This window comes from Gemmobacter serpentinus, assembly GCF_008973825.1.
Taxonomy (GTDB): domain Bacteria; phylum Pseudomonadota; class Alphaproteobacteria; order Rhodobacterales; family Rhodobacteraceae; genus Gemmobacter; species Gemmobacter serpentinus.
Map to the genome: position 1 here is coordinate 1 of NZ_WCHR01000062.1, position 17,498 is coordinate 17,498.

Consider the following 17,498-nt stretch of genomic DNA (forward strand, 5'->3'; position numbering starts at 1 on the left):
ACTTCCTGCATGTCAGGATGGACCTGCCCGCTCGGCTTGCCGCCTTGGGCGAAGGCGACAGCGGCGAATAGCCAACTCTCAATTTCAAAACGCACGTTAGAGGGCACAGAAGGCGGACATCGCCGCCCGAGCCTTCTCAGAGACCAAGGGGGCCCGCCGCACGCGGGCCTCTCATCCAGCACCAACCTGTCCCGCGCATCTGCGCGGGGCACCAAAGGCTCCATCCCCAGTAAGGCCTCGGTCAACTAAGAGCATGTCTGCAAGGCTGGCGGCGAAGGCGTGAGCATCGGCGGGACAATTAGGCTCCTTGTGTCAAAGTACCATCCCCCGCTTGCCAGTCCCTTCCTTGGCCCAATTCCAGTCTTCGAGATCAAGCCACAAGGGCTCGGACTACGGGGCAAGCCCGTGCCGCCGGCCGGATTCGGGGCAAGCCCGAACGCACCCGGTGATGTCAGCCCGTCTTTGGGCCTGCGGGTTCCTGTCAGCGCGGGGGATGGTCCCTCGCCTCCCAGCAGGAGCCAAAACAGATGTCCCGCAAAGATGCTCACGCCTTCGCCGCCAGCCTCGCCGCCACGCTCATGGTATCCATCGTGGTCTTTCAGGCAGGGGATGGAACCTTTGGCGCCGTCCCCGCCGATGAAATCGACGGCGACGAGGTTCAGGTGCTTGTTGAGATCGACCCGTGGGCGTAATGCCCACGGTCGTTAAGAAGGCCCGGGCACGGCGCGAACGCGCCGTCCTCGGCCTTTCGCCGGCAACAGTGCCGCCTCGGCAGTCCAACAGAACGCCGCCGCTCGTTCGCGGCCGCCTCGACTTGTCCGATTGTCCACTCAGATCGGACGAACAGCGGACAATCGTGCGGCAGCGGTGAAAGCCGCGCGCTGTTTCGTATCACGGCGATATATCGCCTCTCGACGTCAACCAGACCCCGATCAGGGTCACACCAAGCCCCGCAAACATCACCATCGTGAGCGGTTCACCAAACAGCGCCCAAGCCCAGACCATCGTCACCGGCGGGCTGAGATAGATGGCTGCGCTGACCTTGGCGACGGGGAACAGCCGAAGGCTGGTGTAGTAGACCGCATAGGTCATGAAGGTGGCGATCAGTACCAACCATGCCATGCCGATCGCAAAGCTCGCAGTCATCGGCGGGGCAAGTCCATCGCCCGCCGCCAAGGCGCTTGCTCCGAACAGGGCGGCACCTGTCAGGGTCTGGATGCAAAGCGCCCGATACCACGGCATGCGCAACTCTTCGCGCCCTTTGTGCAGCACCGAAGCCAGCGCAAAGATCAGCATCGAGGCAACGGTCAGGCCGTAAGCCCAAAGCGGTGCAGACCCGAAGGCCAGGCTGTGGAATGACACGATCACAACCCCGGCCACCGCGATAGCGGTTCCGACCCATTGCCGACCCGACAATCGTTCACCCAGCACGGGCTGTGACAATGCGGCGATGGCAAGGGGCAATAGATCCGAGATCAGCGCAACCAAACCGGTCGGAACGCGTTGCTCGATGGCGAGCGCAAAACCGCCGAGGTACAGAAAGACCGACAGCACGCCGAAGGCCATCTGGAACCCGATTCCCCGCAGGCCGAGCCTTGGACCGAAGAAAAGTGCAAAGGGAAGCAGGATCAAGCCCGAAAGAAGTGTGCGCCAGAACAGCAGCAGGAAAACACTTGCCTCTGCATTTGCAAAGCGGATGCCTACGAAGCCGGAACTCCATCCGATCACGAGCAAGACCGCCATCACAGGCCAGAGGAGGGGATGCGTGGTCGAGGAAGGCGTGTTCAGGGCGGTCATTCCGGTTCTTTCGGTTCGATTACTCGGCCGCAATACGCGGGATGACAGGATTGTTGGCATGACAAATTTCGATGAAGTAATGACAATGATGCCATTCATGTAATGAACGTTTGCCGGAATTGTTGGTTTCTGGCACTCTGATTGCAGAAACATTGAGAAGCTGCATGTCTGACCTGTCCACCCGCCGCCTTGACATCGACGCCTTGCGCGCTTTGCGCGCCATCCAGCAGCACGGGGGCGTCACCCGCGCGGCAGAGGCGCTTGGGCTGACCCAGTCCGCCGTCAGCCACAAGGTGAAGCGGTTGGAAACCAGCCTAGATTGTGACCTTCTGAACCGTCGCGCGGGCGCGCCGATGTTCACCAGCGCCGGGCAGGACCTTCTGGACTACGCCGCCCGCATTCTTGGCCTGCATGACGAAGCGCTCCTCAGCCTGACCAAGACCGACCTCGCCGGGCGTATTCAACTGGGCCTGACCGAGGACACCACCTGCACGGATCTGTCGCGCATCCTTGGGCGCTTCCACCGTCTACATCCGCAGGTCGCGGTGCGGACCAAGGTCAGGATGAGCGTCGTCCTGCGCGGCATGTTGGACCGGGGCGAGCTGGACGCTGCCATCGTCCAGATCTTCGCGCATGAAGTGCGACCAACCGATGTGGTCTTGTTCCGTGAAGGGCTGCACTGGGTGAAGCTTGCGGGATCGCCCCTTCCGGCTGATGGTCCGATACCGTTCCTTTCCTTCGATGACGACTGCTTCTACCGCCATTGGGCGTTGGACATCGGGCAGGACGACGGCGCGCTTCTGGAAACCGTGTTCGAATGTTCCAGCGCCGCTGGCATCGTGGCGGGTGTCCTTGCTGGACTCGGCGTGGCGTTGCTGAGCGACCGCCACATCCGGCCAGAAATGGAAATCATCCGCACGCAATTGCCATCACCGCCCGACCTTGCTTATGTCGTGCGCCGTACCCGCAAGGCCCGAAACCCCGCACTCGACAGTCTGATTGCCGAGGTGGAAGCGGAGGTGAGCCGATATGGCGGGCTATCGCTCGTGGTGTAGCTCAGTCAGAACCGCACCTTCACGAACGGTCTGAATGGACCAATCGGCGTTGTGCCATGGCCCGGCAACAGGACGAACAAGCCGCTCGCACTGGCTTAGCCGATAGCTAGATCGTCTGCGAATTTGCCAGAAGTCAGCGCTGCGACAAACCACTGTGGTTTACGGCCGCGACCCGACCAAGTGAGAGCCGCGTTTTCAGGATGTCGGTATTTCGCCACGGCTGGCGCACGGGTCGTTTTCACTTCAACGCCGATCAGGTCGGCGAAGGAGTAGCCCATCTCCCTGGCAAGCACTTCCAGCTTGGCACGGGCTTCGGCCTTGTGCCGGTCCTCATATGTGGAAATCGCCTTGGCGAGGTCCTTCTGCAACTGCCGCAGTTCCTTGAGCGACATCGCCTCGAGATTGAAATCAGCCATTGGGCCCTCGTTTCCTGAATGATGCATCCGGGATAGCCGTCATGTCGCAACATCACAACTCCCCCGGAGGTCACCGCGATAGGGCAGGGGGATGAGGTTGGCTTGAGCTGCCGGGTCGGCGGTTTCGCAACTGCTTCAACCCGGTTGCCTTGGTGAGGAAGGCCGAGTTCTGCGTGAGCCCCAGGCCGCTCCTATCCCCGGTGCCATCCCTTCGACTGACAATCCCCTAAGCCTGTTCGGCCTCTGGCGCGCAACCCCGCGTCAGTCCGGGCCGTGTTGCCCCTCGGGGCTGCCCGCTCCACCCCGGCCCTCTGGAGGTTTCCGGTCGCCGTTCCGTCGCCCGTGCACACCTCAGCCGACAGGCTTTTTCCGGGTCTTGTCGAAGGGACGGTCCCAGGGACAGGAAACACAGGAGCTTACCATGCAGAACATCGTCATCCTCGCCGGCAACATCGGTCAAAAGCCCGAAGTGCGCTCGACCCAAAGCGGCACGAAGATCACTAACTTCACCCTGGCCACCTCGCGGCCGCGCCTCTCGGAAGGTCGCGTAATGCGCGACGAGAACGGCTACCGGGTTATGGACACCGAATGGCACCGCATCACCTGCTTCAACGGTCTCGGCAAGACCGTCGCGGAGCACTGCGAAAAGGGCATGAAGGTCCTCGTCCACGGCCGCATCCACTACACCAAGTGGACCGATGCCACCGGCACGGACCGCTACGGCTGCGAGATCATCGCCGAGAAGGTCGACTTCCTGAGCCGCCCGAAGTCGGCCGAGAACGAAAACCCCGAGTTGGTCGACCGCGACGACGAGATCCCGTTCTGAAAAGAACGGGGTCTTCCCCGAAGGGGCCCGGCGGGGAAACCCGCCGGGTTCCGTCGTTTTCGGCCCATTGCGGACCTTGGCCAAGATCACCGTTGCTGCAGCGCAGCTTCCCCATACCGGACCTTCATGCCACTGCGCAGCAAGATCCAAGATCCCGAGGTCCGCGGTGCGGGACTTTAGGGACGGTGCTAGAGCGGCTCCAGTCGACCAGGTATTGCAGGGCACCCCACCGGCACCATCGGCTGCGCAATGGCATGATGTCTCACTGCTCCGCAGCCCAAAGTACATCCTTTCTCAGAGCGGAAGCCGCGCCTGGGATAGGCTATTCGCGAACAACCGCGACCACCGCCCTACCCAGATCTTTGAGCGCCTCGTTGCGAACCTCGAACTCCGCGTCCGTATCCGAGATGAACATGGTCGCGATCCAGGGCGCTCCGCCTTCAGGCTGGATCACCGCGACGAGGTTGCGCGTGTGGCTTCCGCTGCCCGACTTGTCGAGGATCAGCCAGGCGTCCTCGACCTCGGCGCGCAGCAATGCGCCGGTCACGCCGCCGTGGCGCATCCACTCCGCCAGCTTCCCGCGGGCCTCCGGAGACAGCACGTCGCCCAGCAGCAGCGCTCGCAGCGTCTCGGACATGGCGGCCGGGCTCGTGGTGTCCCGCTCGTCTCCAGAAGCGAAGTCGTTCAGCTTGGGCTCGATGCGGTCGAGACGGCTCGTCGGGTCGCCGACGCTGCGGAAGAACTGCGTCACCGCCTCCGGCCCCCCGAGATGCCCGATCAGGATGTTCGCCGCCACATTGTCGCTCATGTCGATCGCCGCGAGGCAGAGCTCGTCGAGGGTCATGTTGCCGCCGACCCGCGTCTCCGTGACGGGCGCGTAGGGCACGAGGTCGGCCTTGCGCACCGGCAGCGCATCGGAGAGCGACAGCCTGCCCGCGTCCCAACGCGCGAGGATGGCGCCGCAGACCGGCACCTTGACCGTGCTGTTCATGAGGAAAAGCTCGTCCTCGCGGTGAGACCAGGACCAACCCGTGCCGGTCTCCATGAGCGAGAGGCCGACGCGGGCGCCGAGCTGTTCCTCGATCCGGGCGACGGTTTCGGAGAGCGCCTCGACAGGCGTTTCGGCGAGGGAGGCCGTGGCCATGGACAGGCCGAGAGCGAGCCCTGTCGCGACACGCGACAGGACGGTAGCGGTGAACCGCATGGGACCATTCCTTTCAGGATCTGCGCCAGTGGCGCCTGGGATGCGACATCACATGATGTCATGCGGACTGTATATTTCGGCTTGATCGCAGCCATCAAACGACAAATCTTATGGCCTGCCATTAGCTGAGGTACTGCCATGGATCGCCCCGACCTGCCGCTCAATGCCCTGCGCGTATTCGAGGTCGCCATGCGCCAGGGCAGCTTTACCAAGGCCGCGATCGAGCTGCGCGTCACCCAGGCTGCCGTCAGCCACCAGGTCGCGCGGCTCGAGGACCTGCTGGGCACAGCGCTGTTCCTGAGGACCTCCCAGGGGCTGATCCCGACCGACGAGGGACGCCTGCTCTTTCCCGTGCTTGAGCATGGGTTCGACGCGATGTCGCGGGTGCTCGACCGTCTCGGCGGGCGGCGCGACATCGAGGTGCTAAAGGTTGGCGTCAACACGACCTTCGCGATGTGCTGGCTGATGCCGCGGCTCGAGGCGTTCCGACAGGCCCATCCCCAGATCGACCTGAGGATCTCGACCAACAACAACCGGGTGGAGATCCTGCGCGAGGGGCTCGACATGGCGATCCGTTTCGGCACTGGAGGCTGGACAGGACACGATGCGATCCCACTGGCAGAGGCGCCGATGGCGCCGCTCTGCGCGCCGGGCCTCGCGTCACGGCTGCTGCATCCCTCGGACCTCGGGCAAGTAACGCTTCTGCGCAGCTACCGAAGCGCCGAATGGCCGGGCTGGTTTGAGGCCGCAGGCGTGCCTTGCCCGCCTGTCACCGGGCCGGTCTTTGACAGCTCGGTGGCTTTGGCAGAGCTGGCAACCTCAGGCGCCGGCGTCGCCCTGCTGCCGATCTCCATGTTCGAGAGCTACATCGCGCAGGGCCGCTTGGCACAGCCTTTCGGCGTCACAGTTTCTGTCGGACGTTACTATCTCGCCTGGCCGTCCGACCGGCCCGCCATATCAGCGATGAGCACGTTCTCGCGTTGGCTGACCGGCCAGAGCGCTGAGTAAGCATCCAATTCGTGTCACCCCCCCCCAAGCCTGCCGTGCGCGCTAAGCGCCGCGGACATTGGCAGGCACCCACTTGGATGCCCGTCATGCAACATGAAGCCCAAAACCGACACGAAGGGCTCGAAAGGGCTCGAAGCAGAGTTGCGGCGGCACAGCTTGCTGCCCCCCAAGCGAGTGGGGTCTGCCCAGCAGAGACGGCCCTTCCGCGACGTTCGACCCAAGCGCGGCGAAGGTCCGCTTCCCGCCCTTCACATCAGCCAGAGTAAGAGGAGTGTCGATTTCCCGGCGACGGGTTGAGGGCTGGGAGAGTGGCTCCTGGCGCCCGTCGCGGGAGATAGCCGATGGGCGTTGTAGAAGTTCTGGATCCAGTCGCACCGGCGCGGGCGGGTGGCTGGAAAGTGGATGTGAGCCGGGGTGAGCGGAACGGGCGAGTGTCGTCCGAATGGTTCAACCGGCCCGATGATGAGCGGTATCTGTCGCTCGACGATCTCTGGGCCAATGTGAAGGGCCGGTCCGAGCGCAGCCGCAGCCGTGTGGTGCAGACGGCTGACATCCGCGTCGAGGCGGCGCGCGATAACCCTGAGCGGCTGCACCTGATGCTGCCGAAAGCGCATGAACCGGTGGCGCCCACGCATTGGGCCTTTGGCCAGCTTGCCAGCATCGTCGGCGCTCCGGCCTCCTACCTGCGGCAGCTGCCCGCGCCACTGGCAGGGATCAACCTGCAATACGGTTTGACCAACCACCGCGCTGAGCAGGTGAAGACTTTTGAGACCGAGGATGGCCGCACCGAGCTGCGCGCCGTGACCGGCCCGGACTATGGCCGCATCCATGACCATGAACTGGTCGAGGCGGTGCAGCGCATCGCGGGCAATGGCACGGGTGACACGCGCTGGAAGGTGCCTGGCGTCCTCGACTGGTCGACCGGGGTCTACAACCCCGATGTCGAGATCAGTCGCGACACGACCACGCTCTATGCCTCGGACCGGGATGTCTTCCTGTTCCTCGTCGATGATCACAACCCGATCGAGGCGGGACGGCTGCCCGACGGCTCCCCCGATCTCTACTTCCGGGGCTTCTACTGCTGGAATTCCGAGGTGGGTGCCAAGACCCTCGGCATGGCGAGCTTCTACCTGCGCGCCGTCTGCCAGAACCGCAACCTCTGGGGCGTCGAGGATTTTCAGGAGATCACCATCCGTCACTCGAAGTATGCCGCCTCGCGCTTTGCCCAAGAGGCGGCACCAGCACTGACACGGTTTGCCAATTCCTCGCCGCAGGGATTTGTGAACGGCATCAAGGCGGCGCGGCAGCAGATCGTCGCGCGCACGGATGAAGACCGCGATGATTTCCTGCGGAAACGCGGCTTCTCCAAGGCTGAATCCGGCAAGATCATCGAAAAGGTGCTGATGGAAGAGGGCCGCCCGCCCGAAAGCATCTTCGACTTCGTGCAGGGGATCACGCGGCTTGCGCGGGACAAGACCCAGCAGGATGCCCGCCTCGACATGGAAGGGCGTGCCAAGAAGCTCCTCGACCGGGTCGGCTGAGGCAGGCCCGTTCACAGCGACCGTCTGCATCCGCGGCGGTCGCGCTTTCCGTCTTTCCAAGAGTACGCCACTGGCCCCGCCCGAGAGGGCAGGGTGCTTCGGTGTGCGCAATTCAGCGAGACCCCCATGACCCCCCAGGAAGAAACCGTCATCCTTGAGGCCCGCGAAATCCTCGGCCGCTACCTCAGCCAGAACCCCGTCTTGGGCAGCTGGCAGGCTGTGATGGACTATTGCGCCGTGGCCGTTCGCGGACCGGTTGAGCAGTTCCACGTCCTCTATCTCGACCGCAAGAACCGCGTCATCACCGACGCCCTTATGTCGGTGGGCACGGTCGACCATGTTCCGGTCTACCCGCGAGAGGTGATCAAACAGGCGCTGCTGAATGCCAGCGCCCTGATCCTGATCCACAATCACCCTTCGGGCGATCCGACACCATCGGAAGCCGATCTCAGCATGACCAAAGAAATCCAAAAAGGCTGTAAGTATCTTGGCCTGACGCTGCACGATCACATCATCGTCGGGGCAGGGACCGAACTGAGCCTGCGGGGTCTGGGCAAGATCTGATCCAACTTCGGACCCATCGCTGCCGCCCCTTCGAGGAAGAGGGCGGCGGTTTGGTCTTTGACGGCCGAGGCGGGGAGAGCGGCTTCCCGCGCCGTCGGAGATCATCCAATGTTCGACCCCTCCCTCCCGGTTCAGCCGACTTCGCGCACCCATGGCTTCACGCTGCCCCCGCAGAATGCTGTGCCGAATCCGAGCCTCCCCTTTGCGCTGACGCTGTCGCGCCAGACCCCCGCTGCTTGGATTTCGGGTGATAACGCTCCCGCCGTTCTCGATCGTTTTCCCACATTGGCCGAGGCCATGGGTGGGGCAATCCACCATGCCGAAGAGTTCGCGCCGGATGCGGCCCCGCAGCTTCTGGCGATCCTCGACCGAGATGACCGTCTGGTTCTCGCAGGTTCCGCCCGCGAAGGCGCCGTAGCGTGGTGCCATCCGGTGACGTGCGCTGCCGAGGCGCGCGCCGTCGTCAGCGAGGCGAGCCAGCTTCGCGCGCAGGCAGGGCGCGCAGCGGATTGCAGTGAGGCCGATCTGGCGCAGCGCCTGCGTCACCACGCCGATCTTCTTGATGCCAGTCTTGTCGATCCGCTGTGGCGCACCTTCGCGGCGCGGGCCCTGCAGATCGCGGCGTGACGACCGAGAGACAGAGGAGGGCAGGGGGGTCTTGCGAGCTTTGCCGGGTGAAAGAGATCGCCCGGCTGGCTCCGACCCTTCCCTCATTTCCGGAGAATTCCATGACACAAGCTGAACCCACCCTCGCGGCGCCGATGCCGCCGTCCGTGGTCGACTTCGCGTCGGTGTTTGCGGCCCACCTCAAGCAAACTGACCGCGAGGCAGAACTGCGTCCTGCCAACCAGGAGCGCCTGTTTGATGCGCTGTCCACCGCTGGCATCACTCATGTCACCGTGACCTTCGATGGCGAGGGTGACAGCGGCCAAATTGAAAGCATCTCCGCCTGGGCAGGAGAGGTCGCTGTGGAGTTCCCTTCCGTAGAAATCCCCTACGCCGCGATCACCTGGGACAACCCGGCGGTCGAGATGCGGCAGTTGTCGCTTACCGATGTCGTCGAGCAGCTTGCCTACGATTTGCTCGCTGACACTCACGGCGGTTGGGAAAACAACGACGGTGCTTTTGGCGAATTCTGCTTCGACGCCAGCGCCCGCTGCATCCACCTCGAGTTCAACGAACGGTTCACGTCGTCCGAACTCTTCACCCATGAATTTTGAGGGGGCGGCGATGGCACATCCATATCATCACGCCCTCTCTTCGGTAAAAAAATGGGGAGGCACGGTCGACGATTACCAGCCCATCCATGCCTGGTACGATAGCTCGAAAGCCCACTCTGCGGATTTCCGCCATCGCGCGATGTTTCATCATGCGGCGGGAATTTGGCTTTCCGAGACTATCTTCGGCCCGACGATCACGCTGTCGACCGGCAGGATCATTCCAACCCGCTGGGTGGGCGAACAGCATGTCCGAGAGGATCTGGGCTTCATTCCGAGCTTCACCGACTGGGTCAAGGCGATCCGGCCAGAACCCTGGATGGGCCGCACTGAGAAGATCGAGTCGCTGGTCGATCCGCATCTGGCGCTACCCGTAGTGGAGGTCCGTTGACATGAGCCGGGCCTACCTCAATCTTGGCGTCCCTCCCGAGATCACGCCACTCGCGATGCTGCGCATTGCCATCGGCCGTCTGCATCCTGACACGCTCGCCGTCTGCAGCTGGCGCGCGGCGCGCAAGCGCTACTACCGCGAGCTCTTGCAGGCCCATGCAGAGGCTCAGGTTCGGGTGCACGCCGACTGCGCGTGATCAGCATTTCTCGACCCGCATGTTCCAATCCGCCCGGCCTTCTGGCCGGGCCTTCTCATTTCTGGAGGTACTATGGCCGACTATTTCACCCACTTTTCCTGCGTCCTCGACGTGGGCTCGCCTGAAAAAGCTATCGCGGCGCTTGATCTCTTGACCCGCCTGCATCTCCACGAGGAAAGCGCCGACGATCCGGAATACTCGGGCTTTGCCATGACGCAACAGGACGGTCCCGAAAGCTCAATCCTCTGGTTCCATGACGATGAGGGGGAAGGCGATATCGCAGGCGTCATACGCTTCGTGCTGTGCCTAGCGGAAGAGATCGAGCTCACTGGTCTTTGGGGGTTCGAAGTCGCTTACACCTGTTCCCGGCCACGATTGGACGCCTTCGGCGGTGGCGCGCATGTCATTGATCTCGGAAAGCGGAAATCCATCGGCTGGACCAGCACGCATGAATGGCTTGAGGCCGCGCTCCGCGGGGAGGACTGCGATGCCTGATATCATCTGCACCACGGTTTATCAGTTCCACGAACTTTCCGACACTGCCAAGGAGAAAGCCCGCAGTTGGTATCGCGAACTCGGGCCCTATGACGATTGGTGGGATGCGGTCTACGAGGATTTCGAGCGGGTCTGCGACATCCTCGGCGTCAGCCTCAAGACCCGCCCGGTTCGGCTGATGGGTGGTGGCACCCGCGAAAAGCCCTGCATCTGGTTCTCGGGTTTCTGGAGCCAAGGGGACGGCGCGGCCTTCGAGGGATATCTCAGCCACGCTAAGGGCGCGACAACGAGCATCAGGAATTATGCCCCTCAGGACACGACCTTGCATGGCATCGCAGACAGGCTTCAGGCGATCCAGCGGCGAAACTTCTACCAGCTCACCGCGGATGTCAGTCACCGGGGCCGCTATTACCACGAATATACCATGTCCGTTGACGTCACGCGCGACAGCTCGATCTGGCAGCCGCCGACTGAGGATGCGGACGAAATTGTGACCGAAGCGCTGCGTGATCTCGCACGTTGGGTCTATCGCCAGCTTCAGGCCGAATACGACCATCTGACTTCAGACGAGGCCATCGAGGAGGGGATTATCGTCAACGAGTACACCTTCACCGAAGGAGGGCGGCGGTTTGGGTGAGAGAGCGATCGGTTCATTTGATCTTTACAATGAGACCATATGAACTATGTTAGTGGCAATGGAGGACAACATGCAAGTCGCAGAGAAGATCCGAGAACCTGCACAGATCAACGCCGTTGCGCTGAAGGCTTATGCCCGCGTGGCCGACGCTTGGGGTCTCAGCCTGAAGGAAGCGGCGGGCCTCGCCGACATGTCGGAGAGTACGTGGAAGCGCGCGAAGAAGCCAGATTTTGCGGGGGAACTCACCAAGGACCAACTATTGCGGCTCAGCGCTGTGATCGGCATCTACAAGTCGCTCGAGCTTTATTTCTCCGAGCCACTGGCTCGAAGCTGGTTCGCCCGGCCGAACACCGGTCCGCTGTTTGGTGGTAACCGTCCGGTCGACACTGCTATCGACGGCGGTTTGCCGCAGATCCTTGCGGTGCGGACCTATCTTGACGCATTGCGTGGTGGGGTATGAAGCAGACCGAGATTTCCGATCGCGGTCTCGTTCGCCTCCTGCCCGCCACCTATCACAAGCCGCCAGCTCTGCGTGGTCTTGTCGATACCGATGACGAGATGGATATCTTGGCAGAGATTGAGGGCCTGACCAGCGGCCGTCTTCTTGCGGAACGTGGCCGCAACCCGCACCTGGACCCGCGCGAACTTGCGTGGCAGCGCCGCAGCCGCGACCTGCGCATTTATGGTGACAGTCATGTCAACGCAGCCTTCACCTACACCCGCGCAGGCGGAAACCGCTTCAACACCAAGGAGCGGGGTGCTTGGTACTGCACATGGGATGTAATGGTTTCCGTCAGCGAAGTGGCCTGGCACCGCACGCGCGAACTTGGTTTTACGGGCAGCTACGATGACAGCGCGCGATATGTGGAAATGCTGGCCGACTTTATCGGGGTGTTCGACGACATGACTGATGAGCCGGATCATCCTGCTCTGCATCCGGATCCGGTAGTCGGATATCCTGAAGGTCAAAGCTTAGCCCAGCATCTGCGCCGGGCCGGATCCCGGGGCTTGATCTATCCTTCAGTTCGGGCTCCGGCTCCCGGCGGGAATTGCCTGGTCTGCTTTGAGCCACACGCCATCCAGAGCGTCCGTCCGGGCGCGTCTTGGGATCTTGTTTGGGATGGGACACCGCATTACTCGATTACGGCTGTCGGCTGACAAGTTACAGCGCATGCTCCCTCGGAGGTCCGAAAAAGTGAAATCAGCAAATGGCAACAGCCCTGACATCACAAACTTGAAGCCATGTGACCATCAGGCGTTCTTCGAGGCTTTGGACTCTCCGTCGTCACCGACGGAAGCGCTGCGGATCGCATTTCTCAGGCAGAAGAAATCCCTCGGTGATCCGGACGCCAACATGCCATCCACTGCCTGACACTCGTCACCTATTCCCGTCGATCCACTTCGACATCCGGCCCTTATCTCGGAAGCACTCGTCCGGAACGGCGCGGCGCTTGATCCGGGCGAGGCGCTCGGCAAAGGCAACTTGCTTGGAGGACGGCAGCTGGTCGAGCGCGGAGACCGGTTTCAGCTTCGCCTGCGCATCGATCCAAGAACTCAAAGCCCGCCGGTCCTGCTGCACCTCCCAAGGTAGCAATGTCTGGTTCTTGAGCGCCAGTGACCGCGCATAGGCGATCTGTTTGGGCGTCACGGGCAGGGCGAAGGTGGTGTCTTCCATCGGGGAAACTCCCTTGCTGGTTGGATTCCATACATAGAACATTACGGGAACCAAATCAAGCCGCGCATCCCTAGTTCCGGGGTTTGAGAGGCAAAGGGGAGCGGGAAAAGGCTAAGCCGAAGGGGGACAGAGAGAGTGCCCCGCCGGTTTGTCCTTGTCCCAATCCGGAGATCCCCGATGACGTTTCAGACTGCTGTTGCAACTGCGCTGCCGCTGGTTGCCCCGCTGCAATGCCCCGACACCGCCGCAGCTATTGTGATCGTGGCGCAATCCCTGCAACCCGATCTGGCGCAGGGTTTTCAGATCGACGCGCTACGCCTGCGGCTTGAGATGGAGCGCGCCTTCGGTGGCTCCGATGCGACAGGCGCCTGGGATTGGAAGCTGGCTTATGAGGCGGGCGAGGTGGCGCTGATCCTCTTCTTGCGCAAATTCGGCCGTGCGCTGCTGGCCCGGGCAGGCTCGCCTGCAGCACTGCTGCCCATCCTCGCCAAGGTGGCTGGCCTGTTGCCCACGCATACCCGACGCTCGGAGGAGATGGAGCGCTTCCAGCAATTCTCGACGCCGCTGCCTATGGGCCTTGCAGCCCTGGCCGCCGCACAGATCACGCCGCGCGACCTGGTCCTCGAGCCTTCGGCCGGGACCGGGCTTCTGGCGATCCTCGCCGAGATCGCGGGCGGCAGCCTCGCGCTGAACGAGTTGGCAGACACCCGCGCCGACCTTCTGCGCCTGCTGTTCCCGGGCTGCCCGGTTACTCGCTTTGACGCCGCGCAGATTGACGATCGTCTCGACGCGGGCATGCGCCCGAGCGTCATCCTGATGAACCCGCCATTCTCGGCCATGGCCAACGTCGATGGTCGGACGACCGAGGCGGCGGCCCGGCATCTGCGCTCGGCGCTTGCCCGGCTGGCCCCTGGTGGGCGGCTGGTGGCGATCACGGGTGCGAATTTCGCGCCTAACGCTCCAGCCTGGGCCGCGACTTTCGACCGCCTGACCGAGTCCGCGCATCTGGTCTTCACCGGCGCTGTGTCTGGTGCTGCCTTCGCCAAGCATGGCACCAGCTTCGAAACCCGCGTCTCGGTTTTCGACAAATGCCGTGGCGGCGAGCCGGGCGGTATTACTGCCGATCTGACGCACCCGATATCGCCTGATGTGACCAGCCTGCTGTCGCTGATAGCGGCCCGTGTCCCGCGGCGCCTCGTGCTGGACGTACAAACCCCAAACCCAGTCCCCTACACTTCCCCCTTCCCGGGGAATCCCGCCCGCACCACGCGCACCGCGATCAGCACATCGCGCGCCACGCCAGCAACACCACCCACCAACACCGCACTGCCGATCGAGGCTGCGAACATCGCCTATAGCCTGCGTGATGCGACCGATGACGGTGCCAGCGCGCACCTGTCGGATGCCATTTATGAGACCTTCCGGCTGCAGGCGATCGACATTCCCGGGGCGGAACCGCACCCGACCAAGCTGGTGCAATCGGCGGCCATGGCCTCGGTCGCGCCCCCAAAACCCAGCTACCGCCCGAAGCTGCCCGCTGCCGTGTTGCGCGAAGGCCTTTTGTCCGACGCGCAGCTGGAGACCGTGATCTACGCTGGGGAAGCGCATGGCGCCTGTCTCGCGGGGTCGTGGACTGTCGATGAAACCGGCGATCTTGTCTCGGCCGCGCCCGACGATGCCGCTGACGCTATCCGCTTCCGCCGTGGCTTCTTCCTTGGCGATGGCACAGGGGCGGGCAAGGGCCGCCAGTCGGCGGGCATCTTGCTCGACAATTGGAGCCAAGGCCGCCGCAAAGCGCTCTGGGTGTCAAAGAGCGACAAGCTGCTGGAAGACGCGCAGCGCGACTGGTCAGCGCTTGGCCAGGAACGTCTTCTGGTGACGCCGCTTTCGCGCTTCGCGCAAGGCCGCGACATCCCGCTTTCTGAGGGCATCCTCTTCACGACCTACGCCACACTTCGGTCCGAGGAGCGAGGGGCCAAGAAATCCCGCGTCGACCAGATCGTCGACTGGCTCGGGGTCGACTTCGATGGTGTCATCCTCTTCGACGAAAGCCATGCCATGGCGAATGCCGCCGGATCGAAGGGCGAACGCGGCGATACCGAAGCGTCGCAGCAGGGCAGGGCGGGCCTGCGGCTGCAGCACAAGCAGCCAAATGCGCGGGTGGTCTATGTCTCGGCCACCGGGGCGACCTCGGTTCACAACCTCGCCTATGCACAGCGGCTTGGCCTCTGGGGTGGCGAAGATTTCCCCTTCGCGACGCGCGCCGAGTTTGTCGAGGCGATCGAGGCCGGAGGGGTCGCCGCGATGGAAGTCCTCGCCCGCGACCTGCGGTCGCTTGGCCTCTACATGGCCCGGTCGCTCTCCTACGACGGCGTCGAGTACGAGATGCTTGAGCACGCGCTGACTCCTGAGCAGCGTGCCATCTATGATGCCTATGCCGGGGCTTTCGCTATCATTCACAACAACCTTGCGGCAGCGATGGAGGCGGCCAACATCACCGGCGACAGCGGCGGCACCCTCAACCGTCAGGCCAAGTCCGCCGCGCGTTCGGCCTTCGAGTCCGCCAAGCAGCGCTTCTTCGGCCATCTCCTGACCTCGATGAAAACTCCCACGCTGATCGCGTCAATTGATGCCGATCTGGCAGCAGGCCATGCGGCCGTCATCCAGATCGTCTCCACCGGCGAGGCGCTGATGGAGCGCCGCTTGTCGGACATCCCTACGGATGAGTGGAACGATGTGCGGGTGGACATTACGCCAAGAGAGGCGTGCCTGGACTACCTCGCCCATTCCTTCCCGGTTCAGCTCTACGAGCCCTTCACCGATAGCGAGGGCAACCTCTCCTCGCGGCCCGTCACGCGCGATGGCCAGCCGGTGGAATGCCGCGAGGCCGCGCGCAGGCGCGACGCGCTGGTCGAGCATCTGGCCTCGCTTCCGCCCGTGCCCGGCGCGCTGGATCAGATCGTGCAGCGCTTCGGCACCGATCTCGTGGCGGAAGTGACGGGCCGCTCGCGCCGCATCGTGCGCAAAGGCGAGGGTCCGACGGCGCGACTTGTCGTGGAAAGTCGCGCGGGCTCTGCCAACCTCGCGGAAACCGCCGCCTTCATGGACGACCAGAAGCGCATCCTGATTTTCTCCGATGCCGGGGGCACGGGGCGCAGCTATCACGCCGATCTCGGCGCCAAGAACCAGCGTCTGCGGGTCCATTACCTGCTGGAACCCGGTTGGAAAGCCGATGCGGCCATCCAGGGTCTCGGCCGCACCAACCGCACCAATCAGGCGCAGCCGCCTCTGTTCCGCCCCGTCGCGACCGACGTGAAGGCGGAGAAGCGGTTCCTCTCGACCATCGCACGCCGCCTCGACACGCTCGGCGCGATCACGCGGGGCCAGCGCCAGACCGGCGGTCAGGGGCTGTTTCGCCCGGAAGACAACCTCGAGAGTCCATACGCCCGCGATGCTTTGCGTCAGCTTTACCGCAAACTCTATCGTGGCGATGTGGCGGGCTGTTCACTCGGGGCGTTCGAGGATGCCACTGGCCTCAGCCTGACCGATGACAACGGGCTGAAGGATGACCTGCCGCCGATCACGACCTTCCTCAATCGCCTGCTTGCGCTGACGATTCATTTGCAGGGCATTCTGTTCACCGCTTTCGAGGAACTTCTGGCGCAGCGTATCGAGGGTGCGATCGCTGCCGGGGTCTACGACCTCGGGCTCGAGACACTGCGCGCTGAGAGCTTCCGCGTCATCGATGCCCGGGTGATCTATACCCATCCCGGTTCCGGCGCTGAAACCCAGCTACTGACTATAGCGCAGAAGATCCGTAATGCACCGGTCACCTTGGCGGACGCGCTGGACTGGCTCGATGACCCCAAGGCACGCCTTCTGGTCAACAGCCGCTCGGGCCGCGCCGCCTTGCAGGTGCCCGCGACCAGCCTGATGCTGGACGACGGCACCATCGAGCCACGCCTGCGTCTGATCCGGCCAACCGAAACCCAAACCTTCCCGGTCAAGATGATGGAGGACACACACTGGCTAGATGCCGACCGCGCGGCGTTCACCGTCGCCTGGACCGCGGAACTGGCCGAGGTGCCCGAGTTCTCGGAATCCTCGCTGCACATTGTCGCGGGGCTTCTGTTGCCAATCTGGAAGCAACTGCCGCAGGACGAAACCCGCGTCTACCGGCTGCAGACCGATGACGGCCAACGCATCATCGGCCGCCGTGTCTCGCCCGCCTGGGTCGCGAGCACGCTCGCTGACGACGCGCCGAAGCTAACGGCGGCGCAGGTCCATGCCCTCATTCTGGAGGGCAAGACCGTGGTGCGGCTCGCCGAAGGAATGGAGTTGCACCGGTCCCGCGTCATGGGTGTGAATCGGATCGAGCTGTCCGGGTTCACGGAAGCGCAAAAAGACCGCCTCAAAGCCGATGGCTTCTTCTCGGAAATCATCGCCTGGAAGCTGCGCCTCTTCTGTCCGACGGAT

General features: G+C 63.3%; 19 protein-coding genes. 15 read left to right on the plus strand and 4 right to left on the minus strand.

The window, feature by feature from the left end; all coding sequences use genetic code 11:
- The first annotated feature begins 527 nt into the window (after nucleotides 1–527).
- A complete protein-coding gene (locus tag GBJ34_RS20665; protein WP_165375273.1) occupies nucleotides 528–692 on the plus strand; it encodes a hypothetical protein in 165 nt (54 codons plus the stop codon).
- Between the two features lie 199 nt (nucleotides 693–891).
- Here the strand turns inward: GBJ34_RS20665 and GBJ34_RS20300 are convergent, their stop codons facing one another.
- A complete protein-coding gene (locus GBJ34_RS20300; RefSeq protein ID WP_226341316.1) occupies nucleotides 892–1,896 on the minus strand; it encodes a DMT family transporter in 1,005 nt (334 codons plus the stop codon).
- A gap of 65 nt (nucleotides 1,897–1,961) precedes the next feature.
- On the opposite strand from GBJ34_RS20300, the gene GBJ34_RS20305 reads away from it, so the two are divergent.
- Complete coding sequence (locus tag GBJ34_RS20305; RefSeq protein WP_151720983.1) at nucleotides 1,962–2,852, plus strand: LysR family transcriptional regulator; 891 nt, start codon at nucleotides 1,962–1,964, stop codon at nucleotides 2,850–2,852.
- 95 nt (nucleotides 2,853–2,947) lie between these two features.
- Here GBJ34_RS20305 and GBJ34_RS20310 read toward each other — a convergent pair whose 3' ends face one another.
- Nucleotides 2,948–3,268, minus strand: coding sequence for an H-NS histone family protein (locus GBJ34_RS20310; protein WP_151720984.1), 321 nt, complete (start codon nucleotides 3,266–3,268; stop codon nucleotides 2,948–2,950).
- 421 nt (nucleotides 3,269–3,689) lie between these two features.
- Here GBJ34_RS20310 and GBJ34_RS20315 point away from each other — a divergent pair, with 421 nt between their 5' ends.
- Nucleotides 3,690–4,094, plus strand: coding sequence for a single-stranded DNA-binding protein (locus GBJ34_RS20315; protein WP_028030787.1), 405 nt, complete (start codon nucleotides 3,690–3,692; stop codon nucleotides 4,092–4,094).
- A 322-nt stretch (nucleotides 4,095–4,416) separates the two neighbouring features.
- On the opposite strand, the gene blaRCP is transcribed toward GBJ34_RS20315, so the two are convergent.
- Nucleotides 4,417–5,298: an RCP family class A beta-lactamase gene (blaRCP, locus tag GBJ34_RS20320; protein WP_151720985.1), complete on the minus strand. Its 882-nt coding sequence runs from the start codon at nucleotides 5,296–5,298 to the stop codon at nucleotides 4,417–4,419.
- 138 nt (nucleotides 5,299–5,436) lie between these two features.
- Here blaRCP and GBJ34_RS20325 point away from each other — a divergent pair, with 138 nt between their 5' ends.
- From GBJ34_RS20325 to GBJ34_RS20375, 11 genes are all read left to right on the plus strand, one after another.
- A complete protein-coding gene (locus tag GBJ34_RS20325) occupies nucleotides 5,437–6,306 on the plus strand; it encodes a LysR family transcriptional regulator (RefSeq protein ID WP_151720986.1) in 870 nt (289 codons plus the stop codon).
- A gap of 341 nt (nucleotides 6,307–6,647) precedes the next feature.
- Nucleotides 6,648–7,847 (plus strand): DUF932 domain-containing protein, encoded by a 1,200-nt coding sequence (locus GBJ34_RS20330; RefSeq protein WP_151720987.1) that lies wholly within the window; start codon nucleotides 6,648–6,650, stop codon nucleotides 7,845–7,847.
- Nucleotides 7,848–7,973: 126 nt separating this feature from the next.
- Complete coding sequence (locus GBJ34_RS20335; protein WP_151720988.1) at nucleotides 7,974–8,411, plus strand: JAB domain-containing protein; 438 nt, start codon at nucleotides 7,974–7,976, stop codon at nucleotides 8,409–8,411.
- Nucleotides 8,412–8,519: 108 nt separating this feature from the next.
- On the plus strand, nucleotides 8,520–9,038 hold the full coding sequence (locus GBJ34_RS20340) for a DNA repair protein RadC (protein ID WP_151720989.1): 519 nt from the start codon (nucleotides 8,520–8,522) through the stop codon (nucleotides 9,036–9,038).
- A 101-nt stretch (nucleotides 9,039–9,139) separates the two neighbouring features.
- Nucleotides 9,140–9,631, plus strand: coding sequence for a DUF6878 family protein (locus GBJ34_RS20345; RefSeq protein WP_151720990.1), 492 nt, complete (start codon nucleotides 9,140–9,142; stop codon nucleotides 9,629–9,631).
- Between the two features lie 10 nt (nucleotides 9,632–9,641).
- The gene (locus GBJ34_RS20350; protein ID WP_151720991.1) at nucleotides 9,642–10,019 is read left to right on the plus strand and encodes a DUF6915 family protein; all 378 of its coding nucleotides are present in this window, start codon (nucleotides 9,642–9,644) and stop codon (nucleotides 10,017–10,019) included.
- Nucleotide 10,020: 1 nt separating this feature from the next.
- Complete coding sequence (locus GBJ34_RS20355) at nucleotides 10,021–10,215, plus strand: hypothetical protein (protein WP_151720992.1); 195 nt, start codon at nucleotides 10,021–10,023, stop codon at nucleotides 10,213–10,215.
- A gap of 72 nt (nucleotides 10,216–10,287) precedes the next feature.
- A complete protein-coding gene (locus GBJ34_RS20360; RefSeq protein WP_151720993.1) occupies nucleotides 10,288–10,710 on the plus strand; it encodes a hypothetical protein in 423 nt (140 codons plus the stop codon).
- Nucleotides 10,703–11,347 carry an antitoxin of toxin-antitoxin stability system gene (locus tag GBJ34_RS20365; protein ID WP_151720994.1) on the plus strand — a complete coding sequence of 215 codons (645 nt, stop codon included), beginning with the start codon at nucleotides 10,703–10,705 and terminating at the stop codon, nucleotides 11,345–11,347. Before GBJ34_RS20360 ends, GBJ34_RS20365 begins: the two co-directional genes overlap by 8 nt.
- A 58-nt stretch (nucleotides 11,348–11,405) precedes the next feature.
- Complete coding sequence (locus GBJ34_RS20370) at nucleotides 11,406–11,807, plus strand: MbcA/ParS/Xre antitoxin family protein (RefSeq protein WP_151720995.1); 402 nt, start codon at nucleotides 11,406–11,408, stop codon at nucleotides 11,805–11,807.
- Nucleotides 11,804–12,505: an RES family NAD+ phosphorylase gene (locus GBJ34_RS20375; protein ID WP_151720996.1), complete on the plus strand. Its 702-nt coding sequence runs from the start codon at nucleotides 11,804–11,806 to the stop codon at nucleotides 12,503–12,505. Before GBJ34_RS20370 ends, GBJ34_RS20375 begins: the two co-directional genes overlap by 4 nt.
- A 220-nt stretch (nucleotides 12,506–12,725) precedes the next feature.
- On the opposite strand, the gene GBJ34_RS20380 is transcribed toward GBJ34_RS20375, so the two are convergent.
- Complete coding sequence (locus GBJ34_RS20380; RefSeq protein ID WP_151720997.1) at nucleotides 12,726–13,022, minus strand: hypothetical protein; 297 nt, start codon at nucleotides 13,020–13,022, stop codon at nucleotides 12,726–12,728.
- A 177-nt stretch (nucleotides 13,023–13,199) separates the two neighbouring features.
- Here GBJ34_RS20380 and GBJ34_RS20385 point away from each other — a divergent pair.
- On the plus strand, nucleotides 13,200–17,498 hold a 4,299-nt coding region (locus GBJ34_RS20385), incomplete at its 3' end, for a bifunctional class I SAM-dependent methyltransferase/DEAD/DEAH box helicase (RefSeq protein WP_151720998.1).

Coding starts and splice junctions, on each gene's coding strand:
- GBJ34_RS20665 (WP_165375273.1), top strand. CDS start 528: ATGTCCCGCAAAGATGCTCACGCCTTCGCCGCCAGCCTCGCCGCCACG.
- GBJ34_RS20300 (WP_226341316.1), bottom strand. CDS start 1,896: ATGAATGGCATCATTGTCATTACTTCATCGAAATTTGTCATGCCAACA.
- GBJ34_RS20305 (WP_151720983.1), top strand. CDS start 1,962: ATGTCTGACCTGTCCACCCGCCGCCTTGACATCGACGCCTTGCGCGCT.
- GBJ34_RS20310 (WP_151720984.1), bottom strand. CDS start 3,268: ATGGCTGATTTCAATCTCGAGGCGATGTCGCTCAAGGAACTGCGGCAG.
- GBJ34_RS20315 (WP_028030787.1), top strand. CDS start 3,690: ATGCAGAACATCGTCATCCTCGCCGGCAACATCGGTCAAAAGCCCGAA.
- blaRCP (WP_151720985.1), bottom strand. CDS start 5,298: ATGCGGTTCACCGCTACCGTCCTGTCGCGTGTCGCGACAGGGCTCGCT.
- GBJ34_RS20325 (WP_151720986.1), top strand. CDS start 5,437: ATGGATCGCCCCGACCTGCCGCTCAATGCCCTGCGCGTATTCGAGGTC.
- GBJ34_RS20330 (WP_151720987.1), top strand. CDS start 6,648: ATGGGCGTTGTAGAAGTTCTGGATCCAGTCGCACCGGCGCGGGCGGGT.
- GBJ34_RS20335 (WP_151720988.1), top strand. CDS start 7,974: ATGACCCCCCAGGAAGAAACCGTCATCCTTGAGGCCCGCGAAATCCTC.
- GBJ34_RS20340 (WP_151720989.1), top strand. CDS start 8,520: ATGTTCGACCCCTCCCTCCCGGTTCAGCCGACTTCGCGCACCCATGGC.
- GBJ34_RS20345 (WP_151720990.1), top strand. CDS start 9,140: ATGACACAAGCTGAACCCACCCTCGCGGCGCCGATGCCGCCGTCCGTG.
- GBJ34_RS20350 (WP_151720991.1), top strand. CDS start 9,642: ATGGCACATCCATATCATCACGCCCTCTCTTCGGTAAAAAAATGGGGA.
- GBJ34_RS20355 (WP_151720992.1), top strand. CDS start 10,021: ATGAGCCGGGCCTACCTCAATCTTGGCGTCCCTCCCGAGATCACGCCA.
- GBJ34_RS20360 (WP_151720993.1), top strand. CDS start 10,288: ATGGCCGACTATTTCACCCACTTTTCCTGCGTCCTCGACGTGGGCTCG.
- GBJ34_RS20365 (WP_151720994.1), top strand. CDS start 10,703: ATGCCTGATATCATCTGCACCACGGTTTATCAGTTCCACGAACTTTCC.
- GBJ34_RS20370 (WP_151720995.1), top strand. CDS start 11,406: ATGGAGGACAACATGCAAGTCGCAGAGAAGATCCGAGAACCTGCACAG.
- GBJ34_RS20375 (WP_151720996.1), top strand. CDS start 11,804: ATGAAGCAGACCGAGATTTCCGATCGCGGTCTCGTTCGCCTCCTGCCC.
- GBJ34_RS20380 (WP_151720997.1), bottom strand. CDS start 13,022: ATGGAAGACACCACCTTCGCCCTGCCCGTGACGCCCAAACAGATCGCC.